This window comes from Pseudomonas sp. NPDC087697 (genome assembly GCF_044743155.1).
Taxonomy (GTDB): Bacteria; Pseudomonadota; Gammaproteobacteria; order Pseudomonadales; family Pseudomonadaceae; genus Aquipseudomonas.
This window is the reverse complement of sequence record NZ_JBIUVW010000018.1, coordinates 1-23445: the sequence shown is the minus strand read 5'-3', so window position 1 is coordinate 23445 and position 23445 is coordinate 1. Positions and strand designations below refer to the sequence as shown.

The following is a 23445-nucleotide window of genomic DNA, read 5'->3' as shown; positions in this document are numbered from 1 at the left end:
GACCTATGATCAACGTAGACCTGCAACAACTTATCCAGGCGCTGGACGCCGAAACCCGTCGTGACCTGGAAAGTTCGGCCGAACGCTGTGTTGCCCGTGGCGGCAGCAAAATCCTCGTCGAAGACCTGCTGCTGGGCCTGCTGGAGCGCCCGCAAGGCTTGCTCGCACGCGCGTTGCAAGACGCTGAAGTCGACGCTGGTGAACTCAGCGCTGCGTTGCAATCGCGGGTCGAGCACAGCGCCTCGCGCAACCCGGTGTTCGCCCCGGAACTGGTGCAGTGGCTGCAAGATGCGTTGCTGGTGGCCAACCTCGAATTGGGTCAGAGCCAGGTCGAACAGGCCGCGTTGATCCTCGCCTTGCTGCGTAACCCGATGCGCTATGCCGGCAGCCGTTACCAGCCATTGCTGGCGAAACTGAACATTGATCGCCTGAAAGATTTTGCCCTGTCGCAGAAGGAGCAACCGGCGACCGGAAAACCGGCCGTACCGGGCGAGTCCCTGCTACAACGCTTTACCCACAACCTGACCCAGCAAGCCCGCGACGGCAAACTCGATCCGGTGCTGTGCCGCGATGGCGCGATCCGGCAGATGGTCGACATCCTCGCGCGTCGGCGCAAGAACAACCCGATTGTGGTCGGTGAAGCCGGCGTCGGTAAAACCGCGATCGTTGAAGGCCTGGCCTCGCGCATCGCGGCCGGTGAAGTGCCGCAAGTGCTCAAGGGCGTTGAACTGCTGTCGCTGGACATGGGCCTGCTGCAAGCCGGCGCCAGCGTCAAAGGTGAGTTCGAACGTCGCCTCAAAGGCGTGATCGACGAAGTCAAAGCCTCGCCGAAACCGATCATCCTGTTCATCGACGAAGCCCACACCCTGATCGGCGCGGGCGGCAATGCCGGTGGTTCGGACGCGGCCAACCTGCTCAAGCCAGCCCTGGCCCGTGGTGAATTGCGCACCATCGCCGCCACTACTTGGGCCGAGTACAAAAAATACTTCGAAAAAGACCCGGCCCTGGCCCGTCGCTTCCAGCCGGTGCAACTGCACGAACCGACAGTCAGCGAAGCAGTGACCATTTTGCGTGGGTTGGCTCAGGTTTATGAGAAGAGCCACGGCATTTACCTGCGTGATGACGCGGTGGTCGCGGCGGCGGAGTTGTCGGCACGTTACCTGGCTGGCCGGCAGCTGCCGGACAAAGCTGTCGATGTGCTCGACACCGCGTGCGCCCGCGTGCGCATCAGCCTCGCCGCCGCGCCGGAAAGCCTCGAGCGTCTGCGTGGTGAACTGGCCGAAGGCGGGCGTCAGCGTCAGGCCCTGCGCCGCGATGCCGAAGCCGGCTTGCTGATCGATCATGAAGCGCTGGACGCTCTGGAAGATCGCCTGGCCGCCGCCGAAGATGAAAGGGTCGCCCTGGAAACCCTCTGGACCGAACAAAAGGAGCTGGCCGAGCGCTTGCTGGAGCTGCGTCAGCAACTGGCCAAGGCCCGTGAAGCTGCTGCTGTCGAGCCGACCGTCACGGTTGAAGAAGACGCCGAAGGCACGGTGATCGAAACCCTCGAGGCGACCGTGGACGAAGCGCACAGCGTCGAAGCCCTGGAAGCCGCGCTGAACGAAACCCACCGCGCCCTGACCGATGCCCAGGTCAAAGAGCGGCTGGTGAGTTTTGAAGTGTGCCCGCGTCTGGTGGCTGAAGTGATCAGCGCCTGGACCGGCGTGCCGTTGGCGCAACTGGCCCGTGAGCACAACGCCAAGGTCGCAAGCTTCGCCACCGACCTGCGCACCCGCATTCGCGGTCAGGAACAAGCCGTCCACGCACTGGACCGTTCGATGCGCGCCACCGCTGCCGGCCTGAACAAACCCGATGCACCGGTGGGCGTGTTCCTGCTGGTCGGCCCGAGCGGCGTCGGCAAGACCGAAACTGCGCTGGCGCTGGCCGACTTGCTGTACGGCGGTGATCGTTTCATCACCACCATCAACATGTCCGAGTTCCAGGAGAAGCACACCGTCTCGCGCCTGATCGGCGCGCCGCCGGGCTACGTCGGTTACGGCGAAGGCGGCATGCTCACCGAAGCCGTGCGGCAGAAACCGTACTCCGTGGTGCTGCTCGACGAAGTCGAAAAGGCCGACCCGGACGTGCTCAACCTGTTCTACCAAATCTTCGACAAAGGCGTGGCCAACGATGGGGAAGGACGTGAAATCGACTTCCGCAACACGCTGATCCTGATGACCTCGAACCTGGGCAGCGACCGCATCAGCGAACTCTGCGAGAACGGTGCGCGGCCAACCGCCGAAGTCCTCGAAGAAACCATTCGCCCGGTGCTCAGCAAACACTTCAAACCGGCGTTGCTGGCGCGTATGCGCGTGGTGCCGTACTACCCGGTCGGTGGACCGGTGCTGCGCGAGCTGATCGAAATCAAACTGGGTCGTCTGGGCGAACGCCTGAACCGTCGTCAGCTGGATTTCACTTACTGCCAGAACCTCGTCGATCACCTGGCCGAGCGTTGCACCCAAAGCGACAGCGGCGCGCGGCTGATCGACCATTTGCTCGACCTGCACGTGCTGCCGCTGGTGGCGGATCGTCTGCTCGACGCGATGGCCACCGGTGAAAGCCTCAAGCGCGTTCACGCAACGCTCGACGGCGACGCTAGCGTGACCTGCGAGTTCGCCTGAGGTGGGTGTGATGTTCACTCGAGTGCCGCAACCGCTGGCCTATGCCGAAGCCTTGCTGGCGAAGTTCGCCAGCTTGTCGTGTGCGGCTGACGGTGCGGCGTTGCTGGGTGACTTCGTGCGGGCGGTGGCCGAGCTCAGTGGTTGTGAGTTGAGTCAGCTGTACTTGCTTGACGCCACCCACACCAGCCTCGGGCTGAACGCCGAGTGTTTGCAGGGCATCCTGCAACCTCGGGAAACCGCGAGCCTGCCGGCCGACTACAACGGCGAGCAACTGCTGCAATTCTCGCTGTGCCAGAACCGCGTGCTCAGCCTCACGGGGCTCAGTGGCAGCCTGCACGAAACCAGTTTCCTGCCGGATCAGGCCGTGCCGTGGCAGTCACTGCTGTGCGTGCCACTGGTCAACCCGCAAAAAGCGGTGGTTGGCTTGCTGCTGTGCGCCAGCCGCGAGCAGGTCGAGTTGCAGGGTTTCGCCGATTCGCTCGGGCAACTGGGTTCGTTCGTGCTTGGGCAATTGCACCTGCTGCAACGTCTGCGCCGGCCGGTGGGCGATGTGTCGCCGATGCCCAGCAGCGTGCCGAGTGCCAGCGGTTATGGATTGATCGGCAAGAGCTCGGCGATGCGCCAGACCTACCAACTGATCAGCAAGGTTTTGCACAGCCCGTACACCGTGTTGTTGCGCGGCGAAACCGGCACCGGCAAGGAAGTGGTGGCGCGGGCCATCCACGATTGCGGGCCGCGCCGTTCCCAGGCGTTCATCGTGCAGAACTGTGCGGCGTTCCCGGAAAACCTGTTGGAAAGCGAACTGTTCGGCTACCGCAAAGGCGCTTTCACCGGTGCCGACCGTGACCGCGCCGGGCTGTTCGATGCGGCCAACGGCGGAACCTTGTTGCTGGACGAAATCGGCGACATGCCGTTGTCCCTGCAAGCCAAGCTATTGCGGGTATTGCAGGAAGGCGAGATTCGTCCGCTGGGCTCCAACGACACCCACAAAATCGACGTGCGCATCATTGCCGCCACTCACCGGGACCTGGCGGTGTTGGTCAGTGAAGGCAAGTTCCGCGAAGACCTGTACTACCGCCTCGCGCAATTTCCGATTGAGCTGCCGGCCCTGCGTCAACGCGAAGGCGACATCCTTGATCTGGCCCGGCACTTTGCCGACAAGGCCTGCACCTTCCTGCAACGCGATGCGGTGCGTTGGTCCGATGCGGCGCTCGATCACCTGTCGAGCTACGCCTTCCCCGGCAACGTCCGTGAGCTCAAAGGCCTGGTCGAGCGCGCCGTTTTGCTCTGCGAAGGCGGCGAGTTGCTGGCCGAACATTTCTCACTGCGTATCGACGTTGCGCCGCAAGAATGCAGCCTGAACCTGCGTGAGCGTCTGGAGCAGGTCGAGCGCAGCCTGTTACTCGATTGCCTGCGCAAAAACGACGGCAACCAAACCCTCGCAGCCCGCGAACTCGGACTGCCGCGCCGCACGCTGCTGTACCGCCTCGGGCGCCTGAATATCAACCTCGGTGACTTCGATGGTTAACCTTTTTTGCGGCCGCCCAAGGATTGTGGCGAGGGAGCTTGCTCCCGCTCGGCTGCGCAGCAGTCGTAAAACAGCAGATGCGGTTTCACTGAAACACCGCAGCGCATGGTTTTGGGGTCGCTTCGCAACCCAGCGGGAGCAAGCTCCCTCGCCACGGGGGATCGGCCCTCTCGATTTCACCTCATCCACATCTATCAGCGCCGCCCTCAAGGGTTGGCGCTTTGTGCATTGTTTAGCCCTGGAGACCCTCTGATGTCTGTTCGTCACTGGCAAGCCGTCCTGCTGACCCTCGTCGTTCTATGCGGCCTCGGCGGCTGTAGCGGCAATTACAAATTCAACGACAACACCTATCGCCCATTGGGTGATCCGCAGGCGGTCAATCGCGGCAAGTGACCGCAAGGAGCGACATCATGGAACTGGTTTTCGAAATGCTGAACACCAAGCAGTTCGTGCCCACGGATTTGTGCCAAAAGACCTTCAAGCAGGCTGGCGGCGTGATCGGGCGGGGCGAGGATTGCGACTGGATCATTCCGGACCGCAAGCGTCACCTGTCCAACCATCACGCGCTGATCAGCTACCGCGACGGCACGTTTTTCCTGACCGATACCAGCAGCAACGGTATTCAGGCCAGCGAAAGCGGTGCGCGTCTGCGCAAGGGTGAAGCACAGCGCATCGAACACGGCAGCGTCTACGTGTTGGGGGATTTCGAAATCCGTGCGCGGCTGGTGCGCGATCCGGCGACTTTCGATACGGAAGTCGGTCGTCCGCAAGCGGCCGGCAGCATCATTCCAGACGATGCGTTCCTCGACCTCGATCCGCTCAACGCGCTCGATCAGCAGGAACGGGTCTACTCGGAAATCGACGAACTGAGCGCCCTCAATGCGCCGCGTCAAGAGCCGCGCCAGCGTGCCGACTACGCACGCATTGACATGGAAAGCCTGCTGGTGCCGGAACTGGTGGCCGCGCCTGTCGCGCCGGAACCTGCGCCAGCACCCAAAGCGGTCGAGCGTCAAAGCGAAGGCTTCTGGGAGCATTTCGGTGATGCGCTGGGCGTCGACCTCAAAGGCCTCGATCACGAAAGCCGCGAAGCCCTGGCGATCAACGCAGCGCGCTTGCTCAAGCAAAGCGTCGGCGGTTTGCAGCAGAGCCTGCGCACCCGTTCAGAGCTGAAAAACGAACTGCGTCTGGCGCAGACCACGGTTCAAGGCACCGGCAAAAACCCGCTGAAATTTGCCGTCGATGCCAGCGAAGCACTGGGCATTCTGTTGCAGGGCGACAAACCCGGCCAGTTGCCGGCCGGGCAGGCGATCTCGCGGGCTTTCCGTGATTTGCAGGCGCATCAGGTGGCCTTGCTCACCGCCAGCCGCGCGGCGGTACGCGGCACCCTCGAACACTTCTCGCCACAGCAACTGACCCTGCGTTTCGAGCGCGACGGCAACAAGCCGCTGCTCGCCACTTCGGGCAGCCGCTGGAGAGCCTATGGCCGTTATCACCAGGCGCTGCGTCAGGACGATGACTGGAGCGAACGTCTGCTGGCGCGGGACTTCGCCCAGGCCTACGAAGAGCAGATCCGTCTGATTTCCACCCTTCACACCGAACACCAAGGATGATGCGCATGTCTCGCTGCAAGGCCGTAATAATCAAAATGCTGACAGCGTTCACCGCCATAGTGTGGCTGGCCGGCTGCTCGTCGATTTCGCCGTATTCCACCGTCACCAAGCTCGACCTCAAGCTGACCGCCAGCGATCAGCTCAACCCGGACCTGAATGGCCGGCCGTCGCCGATTGTCGTGCGATTGATAGAGCTCAAACACCCGGTAGCCTTCGAAAACGCTGACTTCTTCAGCCTGTACGAGCACGCCAAGGAATCCCTGTCACCGGACCTGGTGGCCAGCGAAGAGCTGGAGCTGCGTCCGGGTGAAACTGTCGACTTCAAGCTCAGCGTCGAAAGTGGCAGCCGTTACGTCGGCGTGCTCGCGGCGTATCGCGACCTGCGTGAAACCCAATGGCGCTATGTGGTTCAAGTCACCCCGGCCGATCTGACCGTGGCCGAGCTGATCCTCGATCAGACCGGCGTTCATAACAAAAACGAAAAGCTCGCCAAGGCGGATGACTGAACATGAACGTGCACAAAGTCATTTGGCAGGAAGGCATGCTGCTGCGCCCGCAGCACTTCCAGCACAACGATCGTTACTACGACAACCAGATGAAAACCCGTACCCAGTTGCTGGGTAGTTACACCTGGGGTTTTCTGGGACTCGAGATCGACTTGCAGTTCCTCAACATGGGCAAGCTGGTCATCAGCCAGGCCTCGGGGATTCTCCCGGACGGCAGCCTGTTCGAACTCGGCGGCAACACCGAGCCGCTGGCCCTGGACGTACCGCCGAACACCGGCAACACGCCGATCTACCTGGCCTTGCCGCTGGTCACCGGTAACCACATCGAGTCCCGTCGCCCGGAGCAATCCGACGTGCTGGCGCGTTACACCGCGTACGAAGCAGAAGTGGCCGACTCCAACGCCGGCGATGACTCCAGCAGTCAGGTCAGCTGCGCACGCCCGGACTTCCGCTTGTTGCTCGGTGAGCAGCAGAGCGATCAGGCCTACGTGAAGCTAAAGATCTGCGAAGTCCTCGACACCACGCCCGATGGCGTGATCAGCCTCGACCCGGACTTCGTCCCGACCTTCATCCACGCTCACGCGTCCGGCTACTTGCTGTCGTGCCTCAAAGAAGTCATCAGCATGCTCGGCCATCGGGGCGACACCATTGCCGACCGGATTCGCTCCAATGGCAAGGTCGGCGGCGCGGAAGTCGGCGATTTCATGATGCTGCAACTGATCAACCGCACCGAACTGGTTCTGCGCCATTACCTGGGCCTGGAACAGGTTCACCCGGAAGAGTTGTACCGCACGCTGCTGTCGATGCTCGGCGATCTGTCGACCTTTGCCAGCGACAGCAAACGCCCGCGTCTGGACAGCCGTTATCAGCACAGCGACCAGGGCGCGAGCTTTCGCAAATTGATGGAAGCGATTCGTCAGGTGCTGTCGATGGTGCTTGAACAGCATGCCATCGAGCTGGTGCTGCAAGCGCGGCAGTACGGGATCACCGTGTCGCCGCTGCACGACCACAAACTGCTGGGCACGGCGTCGTTCGTGCTGGCGGCCAGTGCCAACTGCGACTCCGAAGAGCTGCGGCATCGCCTGCCGGCGCACCTCAAGGTCGGCCCGGTGGAGCGCATCCGTCAGCTGGTCAACCTGCACCTGCCGGGCATCAAGGTCAAACCCTTGCCAGTGGCGCCGCGGCAGATTCCGTTCCACTCGAACAAAACCTATTTCATCCTCGAACTCAGTTCCGAAGACCTGGCACAACTGGAGCGCTCCGGCGGCTTCGCGTTCCACGTGTCCGGCGAATTCGCCGAGCTTGAACTGAAATTCTGGGCCATCAGGAACTGACCGATATGATCAAGGAAATGGATCACAACCAGGACGACAAAACCGTCCTGCTCGATCGCCAGGGCCATGGCCCAGCACAGAGTCCGCTGACCGATTTCGCCGCGCCACCGCGTTTCGAGCAACTGGAAGAACGGATGATCTACGCCGCGCGCCTGCGCCCGGCGGAAGCGTTCAACATCAGCCTCAACTCGCTGGTGGCAGCATCGTCCGACCTGTTGTCGGAAGTGGTGCGGCTCAAGCACAGCGACACTCGCGAAGACATGCACGCGCTCAACGAGCGGCTCACCGCTGCGCTGAAACTCTTCGAAGTCCGTGCGCTGCACAACGGCGCCGAGAGCAGCCAGGTCATGGCTGCACGTTACGTGCTCTGCACCGTGGTCGACGAAGCGGTGGTCACCACCCCGTGGGGCAACGAAAGCGAGTGGTCGCAGATGAGCCTGCTCAGCAGCTTCCACAACGAGACCTTTGGCGGCGAGAAATTCTTCCAGCTGCTGGATCGGTTGTCGAAGAACCCGGTCAAACACCTGCCGATGCTGGAACTGATGTACCTGTGCCTGTCGCTCGGTTTCGAGGGCAAGTACCGAGTGCAGGCGCGCGGCATGCTTGAACTCGACGGCATTCGCGATGCGCTCTACCGGCAGATTCGCCAGCTGCGCGGCGACGTGCCACGTGAACTGTCGCCGCACTGGGAAGGCCTCAACGACAAGCGTCGCAGCCTGGTGCGCATCGTGCCGTGGTGGATGGTGGCGCTGTTCACGCTGGTGTGCCTGGTGGTGATGTATTCAGGTTTCGCCTGGGTACTCGGCGAGCAGCGCGACACCGTTCTGCAACCTTATCAGCCGCTTGATCCGGCTGCGGTTCAGCCGCAGTCGAAGCCGTAAAACAGGGACGTGAGATGAAAAAGTTTTTCAAAAGAGTCGGCGCGTTCCTGCGCAAGACCTGGGTCTGGACCCTGCTGCTGGTGCTGTTCGTGGCGCTGCTGGTGTGGTTCGTCGGACCGCTGCTGGCCGTCAACGATTACAAATTCTGGGAAGGCTCGACCTCGCGCCTGCTGACCATCAGCGTGCTGTTCCTGATCTGGGGCCTGACCATGGTCTTCGTCAGCTGGCGCGCCGGTGTGCGTAAAAAAGCTGTCGAAGAAACCGAAGACGGCCAGGACCGTATTCGCCGTGAAGAGCTGATCGACGAGGAACAAAAAGAGCTGCGTACGCGTTTCAAAGACGCGCTGCGCACCTTGAAAACCTCCAGCCTGTATCGCGGCCGCAGCGAACAATGGCGCAACGATCTGCCGTGGTACCTGCTCATCGGTCCGCAGGGCAGCGGCAAAACCAGCCTGCTGGACTTCTCGGGCCTTGAGTTTCCGATCAACAAAATCGACCGCAAACTCACCCGCGACACCATCGGCACCCGCCATTGCGACTGGTACTTTGCCGACCACGGCGTACTGATCGACACCGCCGGGCGTTACCTGACTCAGCCGGACGTGGATGTCGATGGTAGCGCCTGGACCACCTTGCTCGACCTGCTGCGCAAACGTCGTCGCAACCGTCCGTTGAACGGCGTGCTGGTGACCATTCCGGTGGAACTGCTGCTCGGCGGCAGCGAGCAGGACCTCGACACCCTGGCGCGTCAGGTGCGTGCGCGCCTGCAAGACGTGCATCAAAAACTGCACGTCGACCTGCCGATTTATCTGGTGCTGAGCAAGGCCGATCAGTTGCTGGGCTTCGACGAGTTCTTCGATCAGCTGACCCGCGAAGAAAGCGATCAAGTGCTTGGTACCAGTTTCCGCAAAGAGCAGAGCGGTACCGACGTGGCGGTGTTGCGTGCAGAGTTCGAAGAGCTGCTGCGTCGCCTCAACAGTCAGGTGATCATGCGCATGCACCAGGAGCGCGACACCCAGCGCCGTGGCCGCATCCTCGACTTCCCTCATCAACTGGGGCAGATCGGCGAGCGTCTGTGCCTGTTCGTTGACATGGCGTTCACCGGTAACCGTTACCAGCGCGTCAGCCAGTTGCGCGGTTTCTACCTGACCAGCGCGCCGCACCTGAACCAACAGATGGACCAAAGCACCGCCGGCATCGGCGCCAGCCTGGGCATCAACAGCGGCGTGTTGCCGACCTTGCGCAGTGGTCGCTCGCGGTTCATCCACCACTTGCTCAGCCGGGTTATTTTCCCCGAGGCCGATCTGGCCGGTCTGGACAAACGCGAACGCAGCCGCATCCATTGGGGGCAGCGTGCGTTGTACGTGGGTGCATTGGCGGCGCTGGGACTGTTCGGTCTGCTCTGGGCAACGGGTTTCTCGGCTAACTACGAACGCCTGGAACACCTGCGTTCGCTGGCACAAACCTGGAGCCAGCAGCGCTCGGCACTGACCGCTCGCGATGACGCGATGGGCGTGCTCAAAACCCTCGACACCAGCTACGAAGCGACCAAGGTTTTCCCGCCGAAAGGCGACGTGTCGATGTTCGAGCGCGGCGGTCTGTATCAGGGGCAAGAGAGCAACCCGGTGGTCAAGGACGCGTATCAGCGTGAACTTGAAGCCCAGCTGCTGCCACGCGTAGCGCAACTGCTCGAAGGGCAGATCCGCAACAACATGAAGGACCGCGATCGCCTGCTCAACAGCCTGCGCGCCTACCTGATGCTGAACATGAAGGACCGTCGCGATCCGGCGTGGTTGCAAGATTGGGTGGCGCAGGACTGGTCCGTGCGTTACGCCGGCAACACGGCAGTGCAGAACGGTCTGAACGGGCACTTCGAACGCCTGCTCAAGCAGCCGTTTATCTACCCGCTCAATGACGCATTGGTCGCCCAGGCGCGTCAGGTCCTGCGCAGCGAATCGCTGGCTACCGTGGTCTATCGGATGCTGCGCGAGCAGGCCCGCAACCTGCCGGAATACCGCTTCAGCCAACACCTCGGTCCGCAGGGCGCGCTGTTCGTCGGCACCGACTACGCGATTCCGGGGTTCTACACCCAACAGGGTTATCAGCAGTATTTCTCGGTCCAGGGCAGTGCGCTGGTCACCGACATCCTGCGTGACAACTGGGTGCTGGGCGAAGGCTCGGGCATGAGCGGCATGGACTTGCGCCGCTTGATGGTCGAACTGGAGCAACTGTATTTCCGCGACTACGCCAACTTTTGGAGCGAAGCGGTCGGTCAGGTGGCGTTGCATCCGATCAACGACGCCGGTGAAGGCGCTGAACAACTGGCCGGGCTGACGTCCGCCAACTCACCGGTCCTGCAGATGTTGGTGGAAGTGCGTGAGAACACGCGCTTCCCGGCCGCCGTCGACAACACCGAAGATGTGACAGATGCGGCTGAAAAACTGGCCGCCAAGAAGGGCGGCGCGTTGGGTAAGGTCGCCGCAGCCGTGGCAGGCAAGGCGGGCGATGCATTGGCCACCAAGAACCTGCCGGACACTGCGAAGAAATCCCTGCAACGGCGCTTCGAACCGCTGCACCGCTTGCTCGATGACAACAACGGCCCGGCCGCCGACCTGACCCCAGCGCTGCAAGCGCTGAACGACCTGCAACTGCAACTGGCCAGCCTGGCGCGCGCCAGTGCCCCGGACCAGGCCGCGTTTGAAATGGCCAAGACCCGCATGAGCGGCCAGCGCGATGCACTGAGCAACTTGCGCAACGCCTCTGGCCGCTTGCCGCGTCCGGTCAGCGTGTGGTTCAACGTACTGGCCGAAGACACCTGGCGTCTGGTGCTCAACGATTCCTACCAGTACCTCAACCAGCGCTACCAGAGCGAGCTGTACAGCTTCTATGGCAAGGCCATCAACAAGCGTTACCCGTTCAACGCCCACAGCACCAGCGATGTCGCCATCAGCGACTTCCGCGAGTTCTTCAAGGCGCAGGGCATCGCGGATCGCTTCTTCGACACTTACCTGCGGCCTTTCGTCAGCGGCGATCCGGGCAACTATCGCCTGCGCAGTGTCGATGGTCACAGCCTGCCGATCTCCAAGGTCTACCTCGACCAGATGGCCGCGGCACAAGTGATCCGCCAAAGCTTCTTTGCCGAAAACCCGGCCGAGCCGCAGGTGCAGTTCAAACTGGAGCCGTACACCTTGGACCCGGCCGTCAGCCGATCCGAGTTCCGCTTTGGCGATAAGACCATGGAATACCGTCACGGCCCGATCGTGCCGGTGTCCTTCAAATGGCCGACCGACGCGGAAGACGGTCGAACCAGCCTGGTCCTCGAAAAAATGGCCGGCCGCCCGATCGGCATCGAGAAAAACAACGGTCCGTGGTCGCTGTTCCGTCTGTTCGATTTGATGCAGACCGAATACCTGACCGGTCGCGACGTGCTGGTGCTCAAGGCTGACGTCGGTGGCTTGCGCGCCAACTACCTGCTGATGAGTCAGCGCACGCCGAATCCGTTCGACATGGGCGTGTTGCGCACCTTCCGTATGCCGGTGCAGCTCTGATGCTGGTTGCCAGCCCCTGGCGCAGCGCGGCGCGTACCGATCCGGGCAAGGTTCGGGCGCGCAACGAAGATGCTTTCCTCGACAGCCCAGAGCATGGCCTGTGGGTGGTCGCGGACGGCATGGGCGGTCATCAGGGTGGCGACATCGCCAGCCAGTTGATCGTCGCCAACCTGGCGGAATTGCCCGTCGAAGACAGCTTCGACGAGCGGCTCAAAGGCGTGCGCCAGTGCCTGCACTGGCTCAACCGCCGCTTGGGCCAGGAATTGACCGTCACCGCCGGGCGCCATGACAGCATCATGGGCAGCACGGTGGTGGCGTTGTTGGTGGAGGGCAATCGCGCGGCCTGCATCTGGGCCGGCGATAGTCGTTGTTACCTGTGGCGTGGGCAGCGCTTGTATCAGCTGTCCAAGGACCATTCGCTGATGCAGCAACTGATCGACGAACAACAGATGAGCGTCGAGCAGGCCAAGGCTCATCCGGCCGCCAGTGCCTTGACCCGTGCGGTCGGGGCCAGCGAGCAATTGACCTTGGACGTGCTCGAACTCGAGGTCTATCCCGGTGACGCGTTCCTGCTGTGCAGCGACGGTTTGTACCAAGGCTTGAGCAGCGACGCGCTGGGCAACGCCTTGAGCCTGACCGCGCCGCACGTGGCGCTGGAGCGGTTGTTCGACGGCGCGTTGCGCGGTTCGGCGCGGGACAACCTGACCGCCGTGGTGATCCGCCAATGAGTGAACTCAAACCGGTGCTCGACGAGCTGTTGGTTAGCGACGAAGAGGCCGCCAACCTGACCTACTTTGCCTTCGCCAAATCCCATGCAGCGCCGCGTGCCGTGGCGCCGACCCGGGCCAGCGTTGGCGAGTTGCCGGAGGTGCTGGCGGGGCGTTACCGCATCGAGCGTTTGCTCGGTGCCGGTGGCATGGGCGCGGTGTATCGCGCACGGGACCTGCTGCACGAACAGTTCGGTGACCCCGACCCTTATGTAGCGCTGAAAATCCTCAGCGAAGAATTTGCCGAATCGCCGGACGCCAGTGCCTTGCTCTACAGCGAGTTCGCCCTGACCCGGCGCCTGCGCCACTTGAACGTGCTGCGTTTGCACACCTTTGAAGTGGACACCGAGTGCCAGCGCGCCTTCATCACCATGGAACTGATGCGCGGGCTGACCCTGGACAAACTGCTCTGCGAACGGCCCTTGGGCCTGCCGTGGCAAGAATTGCGTGACGTCGCGCTGCCGCTGCTCGATGCGTTGGCCTATGCCCACGGTCGCGGCGTGCTGCACGGTGATTTGAAACCGAGCAACGTGATGCTCAGCGAGGAAGGCGTGCGCTTGTTCGACTTCGGCCTCGGTCAGGCCGAGGAGGGCGTATTGCCCGGCCTGCCACACTTGAGCCGCAGCCGTTTCAACGCATGGACCCCAGGCTACGCCGCGCCGGAACTGCTGGAAGGCGCACCGCTGACCGCCAGCGCCGACCTCTTCGCGGTGGCCTGCGTGATCTTTGAGCTGGCGGGCGGTAAACACCCGTTCCGCCGCTTGCCGTCGACCCAGGCCCGTGACGAACGCGTGGACCGTGAACTGCAAGCGCCCAAGCACCTTCCGAAACACTGCTGGCCGGTGCTACGAACGGCGCTGGCTTTCGATGCGGCGCAACGCACCATCACCGCCGCACAACTGCGTGACGCCCTAGGCGCCACTTCCTCCTGGCTGCAACGCTGGCTGCATCGGCGCAACGGATGACTACCGAACAGGGAGCAAGCAATGTTCAACCCTTCTAACGAAACCCATTTCAGCCTGACCGTTGCGGACTTTCAGGGTGACCTGCAAGTGCTGTCGTTCACCGGCACCGAAGGCATCAGCCAGACCTTCCGTTTTGATCTGGAACTGGTCAGCGAAAACCCGGATCTGGACCTCGAGACGCTGCTGCACAAGCAGGCATTCCTCGCGTTCGACCCCAAAGGCAGCGGCATTCACGGGCAGATCTATCGCGTCGCCCAAGGCGATGCCGGCAAGCGCCTGACCCGTTACAAAGTGTCCTTGGTGCCGCAACTCGAATACCTGCGCCACCGCACCAACCAGCGAATCTATCAGCAGATGTCGGCACCGAAAATCATCGCGCTGATCCTTGAAGAACACGGCATCAAGGGTAACGCCTACAGCTTCCAGCTGAGCCAGCCGTGCCCGGATCGCGACTACTGCGTGCAGTACGACGAAACCGACCTGCATTTCGTCCAGCGGCTGTGCGAGGAAGAGGGCATTCACTACCACTTCCAGCACGATGCCAAGGGCCACAAACTGGTGTTCGGCGATGACCAGACCGTGTTCCCGAAACTCGGCCAGCCGACGGCCTACGTGCAGGGCAGCGGCATGGTCGCCGACGAGCCGGTGATCAAAGGCTTCACGCTGCGCCTGGAAACCCGCACCAACCGCACCACGCGCCGCGACTACGATTTCGAGAAGCCGCGTCTGCAACTGGAGTCGGCCTACAAACCCGATGGCAAAAGCGACGAGCCGGACCTGGAAGACTACGAATACCCAGGCCGCTTCACCGAGCGCGCACGCGGCAAGTTCCTCAGCCAGCGGGCGCTGGAACGCCACCGCGCCGACTACCAGCAAGCCGAAGGTCATGGTGACCAGACCACGCTGGTCAGCGGCCACTTCCTGGAAATCTCCGACCACCCGCGCACCGAGTGGAACGACCTCTGGCTGCTGACCGAAGTCATCCACGAAGGCAAACAACCGCAAGTCCTCGAAGAGTCGGTGACCAGCGACACCACCGCCAACAAGGACGACTTCCACCAGGGCTACCGCAACCGTTTCCTCGCCACCCCGTGGGACGTGTTCTACCGCCCGGCGCTCAAGCACACCAAACCCCGCGTACTCGGCAGCCAGACCGCGCAAGTCACCGGCCCCAAAGGCGAAGAAATCCACTGCGACCAGTACGGCCGCGTGAAGGTGCAATTCCACTGGGACCGCGAAGGCCTGGCCGACGACAAAACCAGCTGCTGGCTGCGCGTATCAAGCAGCTGGGCCGGCGACCGCTACGGCGCCATCGCCATCCCGCGCATCGGCATGGAAGTGCTCGTCACCTTCCTCGAAGGCGACCCCGACCAACCGCTGGTGACCGGCTGCCTGTACCACAAGGAAAACCAGGTGCCGTACGCCTTGCCGGCGAACAAAACCCGCACCGTCTTCAAAACCCTCAGCTCCCCCGGTGGCGGCGGCTACAACGAACTGCGCATCGAAGACAAAAAAGGCGCCGAACAAATCTTCATCCACGCCCAGCGCGACTGGGATGAAAACATCGAACACGACCAGAAAATCCGCGTCGGCAACGAACGCCACGACACCGTGGAAAAAAACACCTACACCGAACTCAAAGCCGAAGAACACCGCACCACCATCGCCGACCGCAAAGTTGAAACGCGGATGGACGACCACCTGACCATCGGCCAGAACCAACACATCAAACTCGGCACCGCGCAGCTCACCAGCGTCGGAAGAGAAATCCACCTCAAGGCTGGCGACAAAATGGTCATCGAGGCGGGCTCGGAACTGACGATCAAGGGGGGTGGGAGTTTTATCAAGCTGGATGCGGGTGGGGTGACGGTGGTTGGGCCGGTGGTGAAGGTTAATGCGGGTGGTTCGGCGGGGAGTGGGACGGGGATTGGTATTAAGCCACCGGTGCTGCCGGGGGCTGCGGATAAGGATAAGGCGGGGAGTTTGATGGATCAGGCGGTGGGGAATGCGCCTGAGGAACAGATCAAACGCAAACCGAAACGAATGCTCAATTTTTCCGGCTAACAGACACCGACGGCACTCCAAGCCACCAGGGATCAGGATTCAGGTAATTGGTAATGACTGAAACAACCAGCAAAGTAGAGAAATGGTCGTACCCCTTCAAAGTGGGGGGTGCAGAAGCGAAGGATCCGCAGCAGTATTACAAAGCATTGGCGCAGGCCAAGGATGGTTACTACCCATTGGGCTCCAACGGCCTTTGGCATGGCGGCGTTCACTTCGACGAAGCCACGGGGCTGGTAGGAGATAAGGCCGAGGTACGCTGTATTGCGGATGGTGAGGTAGTTGCCTACCGCATTGATGAGGTTTATCCCAAATCAGATTTCGGCTCGACGCACTCAGTCTTTTCAACAGGTTTTGTGTTGGTTAAACACCGCTTGGAAGTTCCCGTGCCTCCTGCGCCAGCACCCGCCCTTGGTGCGCCAGCTGCGGCAGCGACGCCTGGGCCAAGCTTGACCTTTTTCAGTCTGTATATGCATTTGCTGGATTGGGAGGGTTATCGTTTAACCCCCGCATTAGATCGGCCCGCGTTCTGGAGTGGTGGCATATCTCAGGTCAAGGCATCAGCTAATGACAAAATTCTAGGACTGAGGGTTCGACAGGGGCCGAAGAATAATCCTGGTTACGGCACTGTCTTAACCGTGTTGCCTCGCGGCACACTCGTAGAGACGGGTGAAGAGGATCACGGTTGGCTCAAGGTGGTGAATGTCACTCCTGCGGATGCCAGTCTCCCCCCGGGAACCGGGTGGGTCTACAAAGGAGAAATGACGGATGGTCCAACACCTAACAGCTACGTCATAGGTGTTGCAGCGAAAGACGAGATGACCCCACCTCAAAAAGGCCTTGCCGTTCATGCGGGTGCTAACCAGACAAGCGCCACAACGGCCATATTGCCTATTGGGACCCAAGTAAAAATCGGGAATGACGGGGCAAACGCTGAATACCAGAAACTGATAGAAATCGTCAGCGGTAGCTCTATTCCCGCTCTGACCGCTAGCAACGGGATACTTGGTTACATTCGGAAAAGTTTGCTGGAAACGAAGAGTGAACCAGCTGAGAAGAATACGGTTCATCTGCTGGAACGACCATTTCCTATAAAAGCTGGCAGCCTGATTGGTCATGTAGGGAAATATCAGAATCACTCGGACCCCGCACCGAAGAATTTGCTGCATTTGGAAGTATTCAGTTGCGAAGACGTCAAGGCGTTTACTGAGCTGAGCAAGTCCAAGGCCTCCAGTTTACCGGCCACCGAGAAGACACTGCTCAAGATTCCCAAAGACAGCCTGTTGATCACTCACGTGCAAGGCATGAACGCTACTAACCCACCCAAAGTGACCGACGCCCACAAAAAGGTCGGCTATGATTTTTTGGTTCCTGTCAGTGTGCTGGAAGCGTTACCTGCCGAGAAGAAAATTAAGGTGCCTGTCGTCATGGGCGGAACAACCACCTACACGTTTTGGTGGCGTCTAGATGGACTGCTGGGCGACGCGGATGGCAACGAAATCAACGGCTGGTTCGCGGAGCCGGACACCACGCTGTCGCGGCATTCGCCCTTTGAGTGGGAAGGCTTCACTTTTATCGAAGAAACTATCAGCAATGTGGACCACTTGGCTGCGTTTCTTCATGCGCAGGAAAGTCTGAATGATGAGGAGCGTGCTACTTACCTGCCGAACGTCGGAAATGCTGACGATAGTCTTACGAAGAAACAGCTGTATAAAATCCTCGATAAGAATGGTGATAGCAAACTCAAACCTGAAGAAATAACAGAGGCTCTCGGTAAGCCTTGGTTCTCTCAACCTATTTCTCAAATGGTCTCACGCTACGAAAGCGAGTGGCAATACAAGTCAGAAAAATGGGATGCCTTGGATGAACTGATGGGGCATAGCGACTCGGATCCGCATAAGGGATGGGTTGAAGAGAAGGCACGGATTGAACGTTTGGGTTGGTGGGATAAATTGGCTGGGCAGAATGGGGTATCAGGCGATATTAATGTGCAACATATTCACCCTGTTGGACTAATTTCCAATTTTCTGAGGTTGGGGTCTAGCAAGTGTAAGAAGTGCGGGAAAAATATCGCTTTGTCACATGAGTTTATGAAAAGGATTTCTGCTCCGTCAGTTACTGATGGATTCGTAGATGATTTTATCAGTGCGGCGAACCTGATTTTTTCGAAGTACGAGGTAAATTCATGCTCTCAGATAATCCATCTATTGGGGCAGGGTAAGCACGAGACTGGGAGGTTTAAGAAGTTCCGAGAGAGTCTGCGGTATAGTCGACAGAGTTATACTCCAACTTCTCTATATAATATGGCGCCAACAGCTATCAATTCAGGGTTTACAAGGCTGGGGTTGAACTTAACTCAAGCAGAGAAAATTCAGTACGTTGATGATCATTTGATCGATAATGATCCGGGTTATGGTAGGCACAGCTTTGGTAGTACTCAATACCCTCAAAATGATTACCGAGGACGGGGTCTACTTCACCTGACTCACTATGCTAATTACCACTCTTGTGCTCAAGCTATTGGTGTGGCGATTGATGCAAGCCCAGAGTTGGTTGAAAGCGATACGAAAGTTATTATTGAGACCGGACTTTGGTTCTGGAAGTCGAATAGCATCGGTCCTATTGCAGATGACAGCGGTTTGTCAATGGATCAAAAAATCAGGGCGGTAACTAGAGTGATTAACCCTGGCCTAAAGGGGCTCGTTGAAAGGGTTGAGTTTACGAAAGATATTGCTAATATTTTTGAAGAGCTGTACGGAGCCTGTTCGGCATGAAAACTATTAAGCTGTTTAAGTTTTTTGTGTTTCTGTTTGTCTTTTATGCAATAAATTCTCTGGCTTGTGAGTCACCAAAAAGTGATGCGTTTCCAGCTGTTAAAACAGACGGAGGGTTTGTAGTTTTTAATAATGCGCCTTTGGCGGGTGAAGATGGTCAAGACTCCGACGATATTGCTATCGAGGTTGACTTTGTAAACTGTGCTGATGGTGTAAAAAAACGTATAGGAGGGCTTCCATTTTTAGCGGCGACAGGAAATGTTAAGGCCGCCTTCTTGGCAGATGATAAAGTCGATGCTAAACCTAAGCTGTTTGTCATTCATAGTGTCGAGATTAGAGCAGATACGGGTGTAAAATATCTAGGTGATTATTACACTGTTCACGTCTATTCTAATACGCCATCTGGCTATGTAAGGGATGAGCGGCTATCAAATTATTTCGGGGTGGGGGGGGATATCGCATCCGATGCCGATGAGTCAGTATTGGCATACAGGTATCCATATAAGACCGCTGATGAAATCATTACGAGAATCAACTCTGTAGCATATAAGAAATGGGCTGATAAGGAAGTGGTCAAGCTCACTATTAGTAAGAAGACATCGATTTATAGCTCTGCAAATTTATTTGATACGACAAAAATGTATTTGATAAAGGGAGATTCTGTCTTGCAGGAGTCGGTGGAGGCGGGGTGGATCGAAATTATGTTTAAAACATCAAAAGGGAAAGAGATTCGGGGATGGGTCCAATGTGTCAATACGGACGGATGTTAGCAGATAATCTGGCGGAATTATTCTCTGTTTTTATTTGAGGAGAAAGTACATCAAGGGCAGGCCACGATTGTGATTGAAGAGAAGTTGTGGCTTGTCTCTAGGGGCTATCGCAGGGTTGGATTAGCTTGCTAATAGGAATGCGTTTATCAAGGCGATTGCCGCGTTAATAGATAGTGATTTTTGGGGGCGGGGTGATTCTTTTTCAGCGCCTTGCGCGTTTCTTGGCTTTTGTGATTTTTTGTGGGGCTTCCTATGCTTTCGCATGTGAGGCACCTAATGAAGCACCTTATCCACCGTTAGCGGTAGAAGGGGGGATGATTGTTTTTAGCTCAATCGCAGTGCTTGAGGATGAGGGCAAGCCAAACCCGGAAATGGGGCTTGGTGTCAGCTTTCTTGATTGCTCTACCGGTATCGCAAAATTCATTTCACGGTTGCCTTATGTTGCAGGTCCTGGCGAAGTGCGAGACGTTTTTACAGAAAATGTAGTGAATGGTGATAAGGAGCTATTTGTCATTCATAGCGCACCTATTCGTGCCTTTACCGGGATAAGTTACGGAAGCGACTATTTCAGCGTTATGGTATTTCACAAAGTCGAGGGGGGATTCACCTCCGATAAAAAATTAACGGATTACTTCGGAAGTGGTGCTGACGTCCTCTCTCCAGACGACAATGACGATAAGCCGATTTACACCTATCCTTTCAAAGCCCGCGATGCTGTTGTTTCTCAACTGGCGTCTAAAAATTACCGTGGCTGGGCGAGCGGTAACCTACCTGATCTAAATGTTAATAAAAAGACGTCAATATATTCGTTGAAGTCCATGGCAAGTGATACAGATATGTATTTGATAAAGGGTGACAAGGTAAAACAGGAGGCTGTCTCAGCCGGATGGGTCTCTATTGTTTACACAACAGCGAAGAAAAAAGAAATACGTGGTTGGGTCCTCTGCGAAAATGTGGATAGGTGCTGATACTAGATATTGCATGTGATGTTAAGTTGCTAAAGAGGACGGATTTATTTGAAAGGCGTGTCGGTTTGCATTGATAAATAGAACAATCCCATTTTTCCATACTATTAACGCATCTCTCGAATGCCAGAAGCTATAAGGCAGAGCTCAAAATGAAAAAATTCTTATTGGCAGTGATGTGCTTGATTCCTCTGTCCGGTCACTGCGAAGTAGTTGCAGAGTCTTTTTGTTTTAGTTTGGCGGATAAAGGCTCGGTAAATTTTGAGCTAAGAACATACTTCGATCCATTGACTAAATGGTCAGGGGCATTTGTTAAATATTCGAAATCGAAAAGTCCAATCTCACTGGTTCTTAAGGTGGCCAACTCAGAGGAGTTAGACGCGCAAACGCCAGAGCAGACGACCCGCACTTGGTTAGAGGTGTCGGAGGGGGAAATAACAGGTCAGTACGAAATGATGAGTCAGGGGGGGAGTATTTTGTCAATGACGTACACTAAAAAAGCAAACGGAAAACAATATGCTTTTGAGGATAATCCGAATGTTAACTCCTCTTTAGAAAATGGTTGTAAGTGGTGAACATGTAGAGAGTATTGGAATGCTAAGGGTAGGTCATAATTTTGGTTGAGGAAGATCGTGCTCTAATTCTTGGCTTCTACTGCTTTAGTGTAAAAGGTGAAAGATTTATTTAAATAGTACCCTGTCATAAATAAATATATCCCTTTTGATATTTTAAGTATTTAAGTCGAGGAGAGAGTGATGAAATTATGTTTGGCGCCTTTAGTGCTGATGTTGGCTCCGATTATCTCATGGGCTGATGGCAGTAATACACCTCCATCCCTAGTTCGCGCAGCCTTGGATTCTTGTGGGTTCACGATGACTGATTTTTATGGCGGAACCTACGAGATTGTTAAGGAGGGGGATCCGCATTTATTTTTCTACTCAAAGTTAATTAACCCGAAAGCTAAGAAAGCGCTAAGCGTTAACATTACGTTTAGGTGCGTAAATCCAGCAACGCCCGAAGACTTTTTTAAGTTTTCGGGTAGCAAGTTGACGGATAAAGGCTGGGTTATGGATTTAGATCCTGACGTAGCCAACGATTCGGGGATGCACAATACGTTTTACCTATTGAAGGGCAAGGGGTGGGAGGGGACAGGGATATCACAAGATGTCACAAATGGTGATGAAGAAAACCGGACGCGTAGATTTGGCTTTTGCATTCCTCACGACGGTGCTGCACTTTGTGGTGGTGGCGACGTTGCCTATTTAAATGACCTAAAAAGCTCTTCACTAAAACAAGTAGTCAAAATGCTAGAAACTATCGAGTTTATTGAGCCAAGCACTGGTGCGCCGATGCAAAAATAATAATATTACCTTTAGAGTGGTTTTATTGATAGGTTTGGTCTAGTGCGACCCTAAAATAAACGTGGTAAAGGGGGCTGCGGTTTTTTCAGATATCGCCGACTGGATTTTAAAGCATTAGGGATAGATCGCGATATTGGTTGAAGAAGAATCGTGGTTTGTCTCGGATGTCCTCAAATTTTTCATGAGATAAAGTCTTATCTTTCTTATGGCGCTAATATGAAAGTTATTTTTTTCGCGTTATGGTTTTTTGCTTTGAATATAGGGACCGCTTGTGCAGAGCCGATCTCTTTGCATGTAGAAGAAAGCCCGCCAACCAATATGGTCGCTTTAATTGCCAGTGAAAACCAAATGCTTCCGGTCGATATTCATGCGTTGCCGGATGGTTCTCTGAGTTGGAAGGGTGGATTCATCGGTGCAGTAGTGTTTGAAGATACGATCAAAAACTGTGCGATTTATACTTTCGAGCGCGGTTTGTTGAATCCCGTATTTGCTGATGCTCCGTGTGAGTTCAAAGGTCCTCCGAAACTGATGCGCGATAGGGGTGTTTTGGTGCCGGATGTTGTGTATGAGCTTTCGGTTTTTTGGCCTAATCGGGACGCCATGGTGGATCATCTGGTGGCGCTTTATTACGACGCTGAAAAAGACGGTTTTTGTGAAAGCCGTTCCCTTGCTGACTGGTATCAGTCAGGCAATAGAAACCTGAGCCCGAACCTTCAAGATGGCCAATGTACGGTTGGATCTGATTTGGCTGTGGATAAATAAACTCGCCCCTTTCCATTCTTTGTGAGCAGCGATGATGTGTTCAGGCTTCAAGTTGTGACGCAGAGCGTCACGGGCTGAATTCCCACGCGGAGCGTGGGAACGATCATCAGTGGCAAGGCGTGCTGAAGTGGCGCTACACCTTAACCCGATACTCCACTGGATTCGGCGTGTCGAGGTTGTCGAGTGCGCGGTCGATCAGCAGTTGTGCGCCTTCGGCCATGCGGTAGATGGCGAGGGCGACGTTGCGGCGGGAGCCTTCGATTTCGAAGGCGAGGTCGCCGGCGATGGCTTTGATGGAGGCGATGTCTTCGGAGGCGTTGGCCAGGAGGCTGTCGGTGTCGACGTCTGGGGCGACGATGAAGAGTTGGCCTTTGCGGGCGTCGGCCAGGTGGATTTTGTGGCGTGGTGGGATCAGGTGGTGGTCGAGGGCGCGTTCGGCGGCTTCGTGGAGTTTTTTCGAATCGAGAGATTCGTAGGGGGAAGTTGCTGGGTCTTCTGGTGGATTAGGTGTGGCCTTGAACATTGGTGCTGCTCCCAATTTAAGGAGCTGTCACCCGTTCGCTTGCACGTCGAAAGAGGTGGCAGCTGTGCGTAGGTGTGCAAGACCGGTAGGAGCAATCCGGCAGACCCGAAGGTCTCCGACACACAGCCGCCATAACGATTCGCGAGCATAAGAAAACGCTCGATGAATAGCCATAAACGATTGTGCTCCACACCGGACTTGCACGTCCGTGTCACCGTTTTTTGGTGACAGGGTGAGACTAGCCCTGACTCGCAGGCCGGGATAGTTACCGAACACCGCTACAACTTGAAGGAAATGTCCGAGGACGGGGGTTGCGATTGGGAGGCTTAAGATCAAAAGATCGCAGCCTTCGGCAGCTCCTTGTATCTCGACTATCGCTCCGTCAGGAGCGATAGTTCTCGACTGATCATCGAGGGAGGGACCTGGAAGC

General features: G+C 57.4%; 18 protein-coding genes. 17 read left to right on the top strand and 1 reads right to left on the bottom strand.

Translation table 11 applies throughout. The features are described 5' to 3' along the window. Positions 1-5 precede the first annotated feature (5 nt). From tssH to ACIPIN_RS14645, 17 genes are all read left to right on the top strand, one after another. Complete coding sequence (gene tssH / locus ACIPIN_RS14725) at positions 6-2660, top strand: type VI secretion system ATPase TssH (protein ID WP_401119797.1); 2655 nt, start codon at positions 6-8, stop codon at positions 2658-2660. A 10-nt stretch (positions 2661-2670) separates the two neighbouring features. After that, positions 2671-4188, top strand: coding sequence for a sigma-54 interaction domain-containing protein (locus ACIPIN_RS14720; RefSeq protein WP_401119795.1), 1518 nt, complete (start codon positions 2671-2673; stop codon positions 4186-4188). A gap of 252 nt (positions 4189-4440) precedes the next feature. After that, positions 4441-4581 (top strand): hypothetical protein, encoded by a 141-nt coding sequence (locus ACIPIN_RS14715; RefSeq protein WP_008030659.1) that lies wholly within the window; start codon positions 4441-4443, stop codon positions 4579-4581. A 17-nt stretch (positions 4582-4598) separates the two neighbouring features. Beyond that, the gene (gene tagH, locus ACIPIN_RS14710) at positions 4599-5798 is read left to right on the top strand and encodes a type VI secretion system-associated FHA domain protein TagH (protein WP_401119793.1); all 1200 of its coding nucleotides are present in this window, start codon (positions 4599-4601) and stop codon (positions 5796-5798) included. A gap of 5 nt (positions 5799-5803) precedes the next feature. Then, positions 5804-6304, top strand: coding sequence for a type VI secretion system lipoprotein TssJ (gene tssJ, locus ACIPIN_RS14705; RefSeq protein ID WP_401119791.1), 501 nt, complete (start codon positions 5804-5806; stop codon positions 6302-6304). A 2-nt stretch (positions 6305-6306) separates the two neighbouring features. Continuing rightward, positions 6307-7638: a type VI secretion system baseplate subunit TssK gene (gene tssK / locus ACIPIN_RS14700; protein WP_071552761.1), complete on the top strand. Its 1332-nt coding sequence runs from the start codon at positions 6307-6309 to the stop codon at positions 7636-7638. A 5-nt stretch (positions 7639-7643) separates the two neighbouring features. Beyond that, positions 7644-8519 (top strand): type IVB secretion system protein IcmH/DotU, encoded by an 876-nt coding sequence (gene icmH, locus ACIPIN_RS14695; protein ID WP_401119789.1) that lies wholly within the window; start codon positions 7644-7646, stop codon positions 8517-8519. Between the two features lie 14 nt (positions 8520-8533). Further along, complete coding sequence (tssM, locus tag ACIPIN_RS14690; RefSeq protein ID WP_401119787.1) at positions 8534-12067, top strand: type VI secretion system membrane subunit TssM; 3534 nt, start codon at positions 8534-8536, stop codon at positions 12065-12067. Next, entirely contained in the window at positions 12067-12795 is a 729-nt protein-coding gene (locus ACIPIN_RS14685; RefSeq protein ID WP_401119786.1) for a PP2C family protein-serine/threonine phosphatase, read from the top strand. The genes tssM and ACIPIN_RS14685 overlap by 1 nt, the downstream gene beginning before the upstream one ends. Beyond that, a complete protein-coding gene (locus ACIPIN_RS14680) occupies positions 12792-13799 on the top strand; it encodes a serine/threonine-protein kinase (RefSeq protein WP_401119784.1) in 1008 nt (335 codons plus the stop codon). Before ACIPIN_RS14685 ends, ACIPIN_RS14680 begins: the two co-directional genes overlap by 4 nt. Positions 13800-13820: 21 nt before the next feature. Continuing rightward, a complete protein-coding gene (locus ACIPIN_RS14675; protein ID WP_401119782.1) occupies positions 13821-15863 on the top strand; it encodes a type VI secretion system tip protein VgrG in 2043 nt (680 codons plus the stop codon). Positions 15864-15916: 53 nt separating this feature from the next. Next, on the top strand, positions 15917-18634 hold the full coding sequence (locus ACIPIN_RS14670; protein WP_401119781.1) for a glycoside hydrolase family 19 protein: 2718 nt from the start codon (positions 15917-15919) through the stop codon (positions 18632-18634). After that, positions 18631-19404: a hypothetical protein gene (locus tag ACIPIN_RS14665; protein ID WP_401119779.1), complete on the top strand. Its 774-nt coding sequence runs from the start codon at positions 18631-18633 to the stop codon at positions 19402-19404. The genes ACIPIN_RS14670 and ACIPIN_RS14665 overlap by 4 nt, the downstream gene beginning before the upstream one ends. Before the next feature lie 191 nt (positions 19405-19595). Continuing rightward, positions 19596-20372, top strand: a complete 777-nt coding sequence (locus ACIPIN_RS14660) for a hypothetical protein (protein ID WP_401119778.1) — start codon at positions 19596-19598, stop codon at positions 20370-20372. A gap of 149 nt (positions 20373-20521) precedes the next feature. Then, positions 20522-20944, top strand: a complete 423-nt coding sequence (locus tag ACIPIN_RS14655; protein ID WP_401119776.1) for a hypothetical protein — start codon at positions 20522-20524, stop codon at positions 20942-20944. 180 nt (positions 20945-21124) lie between these two features. After that, the gene (locus ACIPIN_RS14650) at positions 21125-21730 is read left to right on the top strand and encodes a hypothetical protein (protein ID WP_401119774.1); all 606 of its coding nucleotides are present in this window, start codon (positions 21125-21127) and stop codon (positions 21728-21730) included. 216 nt (positions 21731-21946) lie between these two features. Then, on the top strand, positions 21947-22492 hold the full coding sequence (locus ACIPIN_RS14645) for a hypothetical protein (protein WP_401119773.1): 546 nt from the start codon (positions 21947-21949) through the stop codon (positions 22490-22492). Between the two features lie 133 nt (positions 22493-22625). Here the strand turns inward: ACIPIN_RS14645 and ACIPIN_RS14640 are convergent, their stop codons facing one another. Next, entirely contained in the window at positions 22626-23015 is a 390-nt protein-coding gene (locus ACIPIN_RS14640) for a DUF6124 family protein (protein WP_401119771.1), read from the bottom strand. Positions 23016-23445 lie beyond the last annotated feature (430 nt).

Bases quoted from the DNA above. Each gene is read 5' to 3' on its own strand.
- tssH (WP_401119797.1), top strand. From the start codon at position 6: ATGATCAACGTAGACCTGCAACAACTTATCCAGGCGCTGGACGCCGAA.
- ACIPIN_RS14720 (WP_401119795.1), top strand. From the start codon at position 2,671: ATGTTCACTCGAGTGCCGCAACCGCTGGCCTATGCCGAAGCCTTGCTG.
- ACIPIN_RS14715 (WP_008030659.1), top strand. From the start codon at position 4,441: ATGTCTGTTCGTCACTGGCAAGCCGTCCTGCTGACCCTCGTCGTTCTA.
- tagH (WP_401119793.1), top strand. From the start codon at position 4,599: ATGGAACTGGTTTTCGAAATGCTGAACACCAAGCAGTTCGTGCCCACG.
- tssJ (WP_401119791.1), top strand. From the start codon at position 5,804: ATGTCTCGCTGCAAGGCCGTAATAATCAAAATGCTGACAGCGTTCACC.
- tssK (WP_071552761.1), top strand. From the start codon at position 6,307: ATGAACGTGCACAAAGTCATTTGGCAGGAAGGCATGCTGCTGCGCCCG.
- icmH (WP_401119789.1), top strand. From the start codon at position 7,644: ATGATCAAGGAAATGGATCACAACCAGGACGACAAAACCGTCCTGCTC.
- tssM (WP_401119787.1), top strand. From the start codon at position 8,534: ATGAAAAAGTTTTTCAAAAGAGTCGGCGCGTTCCTGCGCAAGACCTGG.
- ACIPIN_RS14685 (WP_401119786.1), top strand. From the start codon at position 12,067: ATGCTGGTTGCCAGCCCCTGGCGCAGCGCGGCGCGTACCGATCCGGGC.
- ACIPIN_RS14680 (WP_401119784.1), top strand. From the start codon at position 12,792: ATGAGTGAACTCAAACCGGTGCTCGACGAGCTGTTGGTTAGCGACGAA.
- ACIPIN_RS14675 (WP_401119782.1), top strand. From the start codon at position 13,821: ATGTTCAACCCTTCTAACGAAACCCATTTCAGCCTGACCGTTGCGGAC.
- ACIPIN_RS14670 (WP_401119781.1), top strand. From the start codon at position 15,917: ATGACTGAAACAACCAGCAAAGTAGAGAAATGGTCGTACCCCTTCAAA.
- ACIPIN_RS14665 (WP_401119779.1), top strand. From the start codon at position 18,631: ATGAAAACTATTAAGCTGTTTAAGTTTTTTGTGTTTCTGTTTGTCTTT.
- ACIPIN_RS14655 (WP_401119776.1), top strand. From the start codon at position 20,522: ATGAAAAAATTCTTATTGGCAGTGATGTGCTTGATTCCTCTGTCCGGT.
- ACIPIN_RS14650 (WP_401119774.1), top strand. From the start codon at position 21,125: ATGAAATTATGTTTGGCGCCTTTAGTGCTGATGTTGGCTCCGATTATC.
- ACIPIN_RS14645 (WP_401119773.1), top strand. From the start codon at position 21,947: ATGAAAGTTATTTTTTTCGCGTTATGGTTTTTTGCTTTGAATATAGGG.
- ACIPIN_RS14640 (WP_401119771.1), bottom strand. From the start codon at position 23,015: ATGTTCAAGGCCACACCTAATCCACCAGAAGACCCAGCAACTTCCCCC.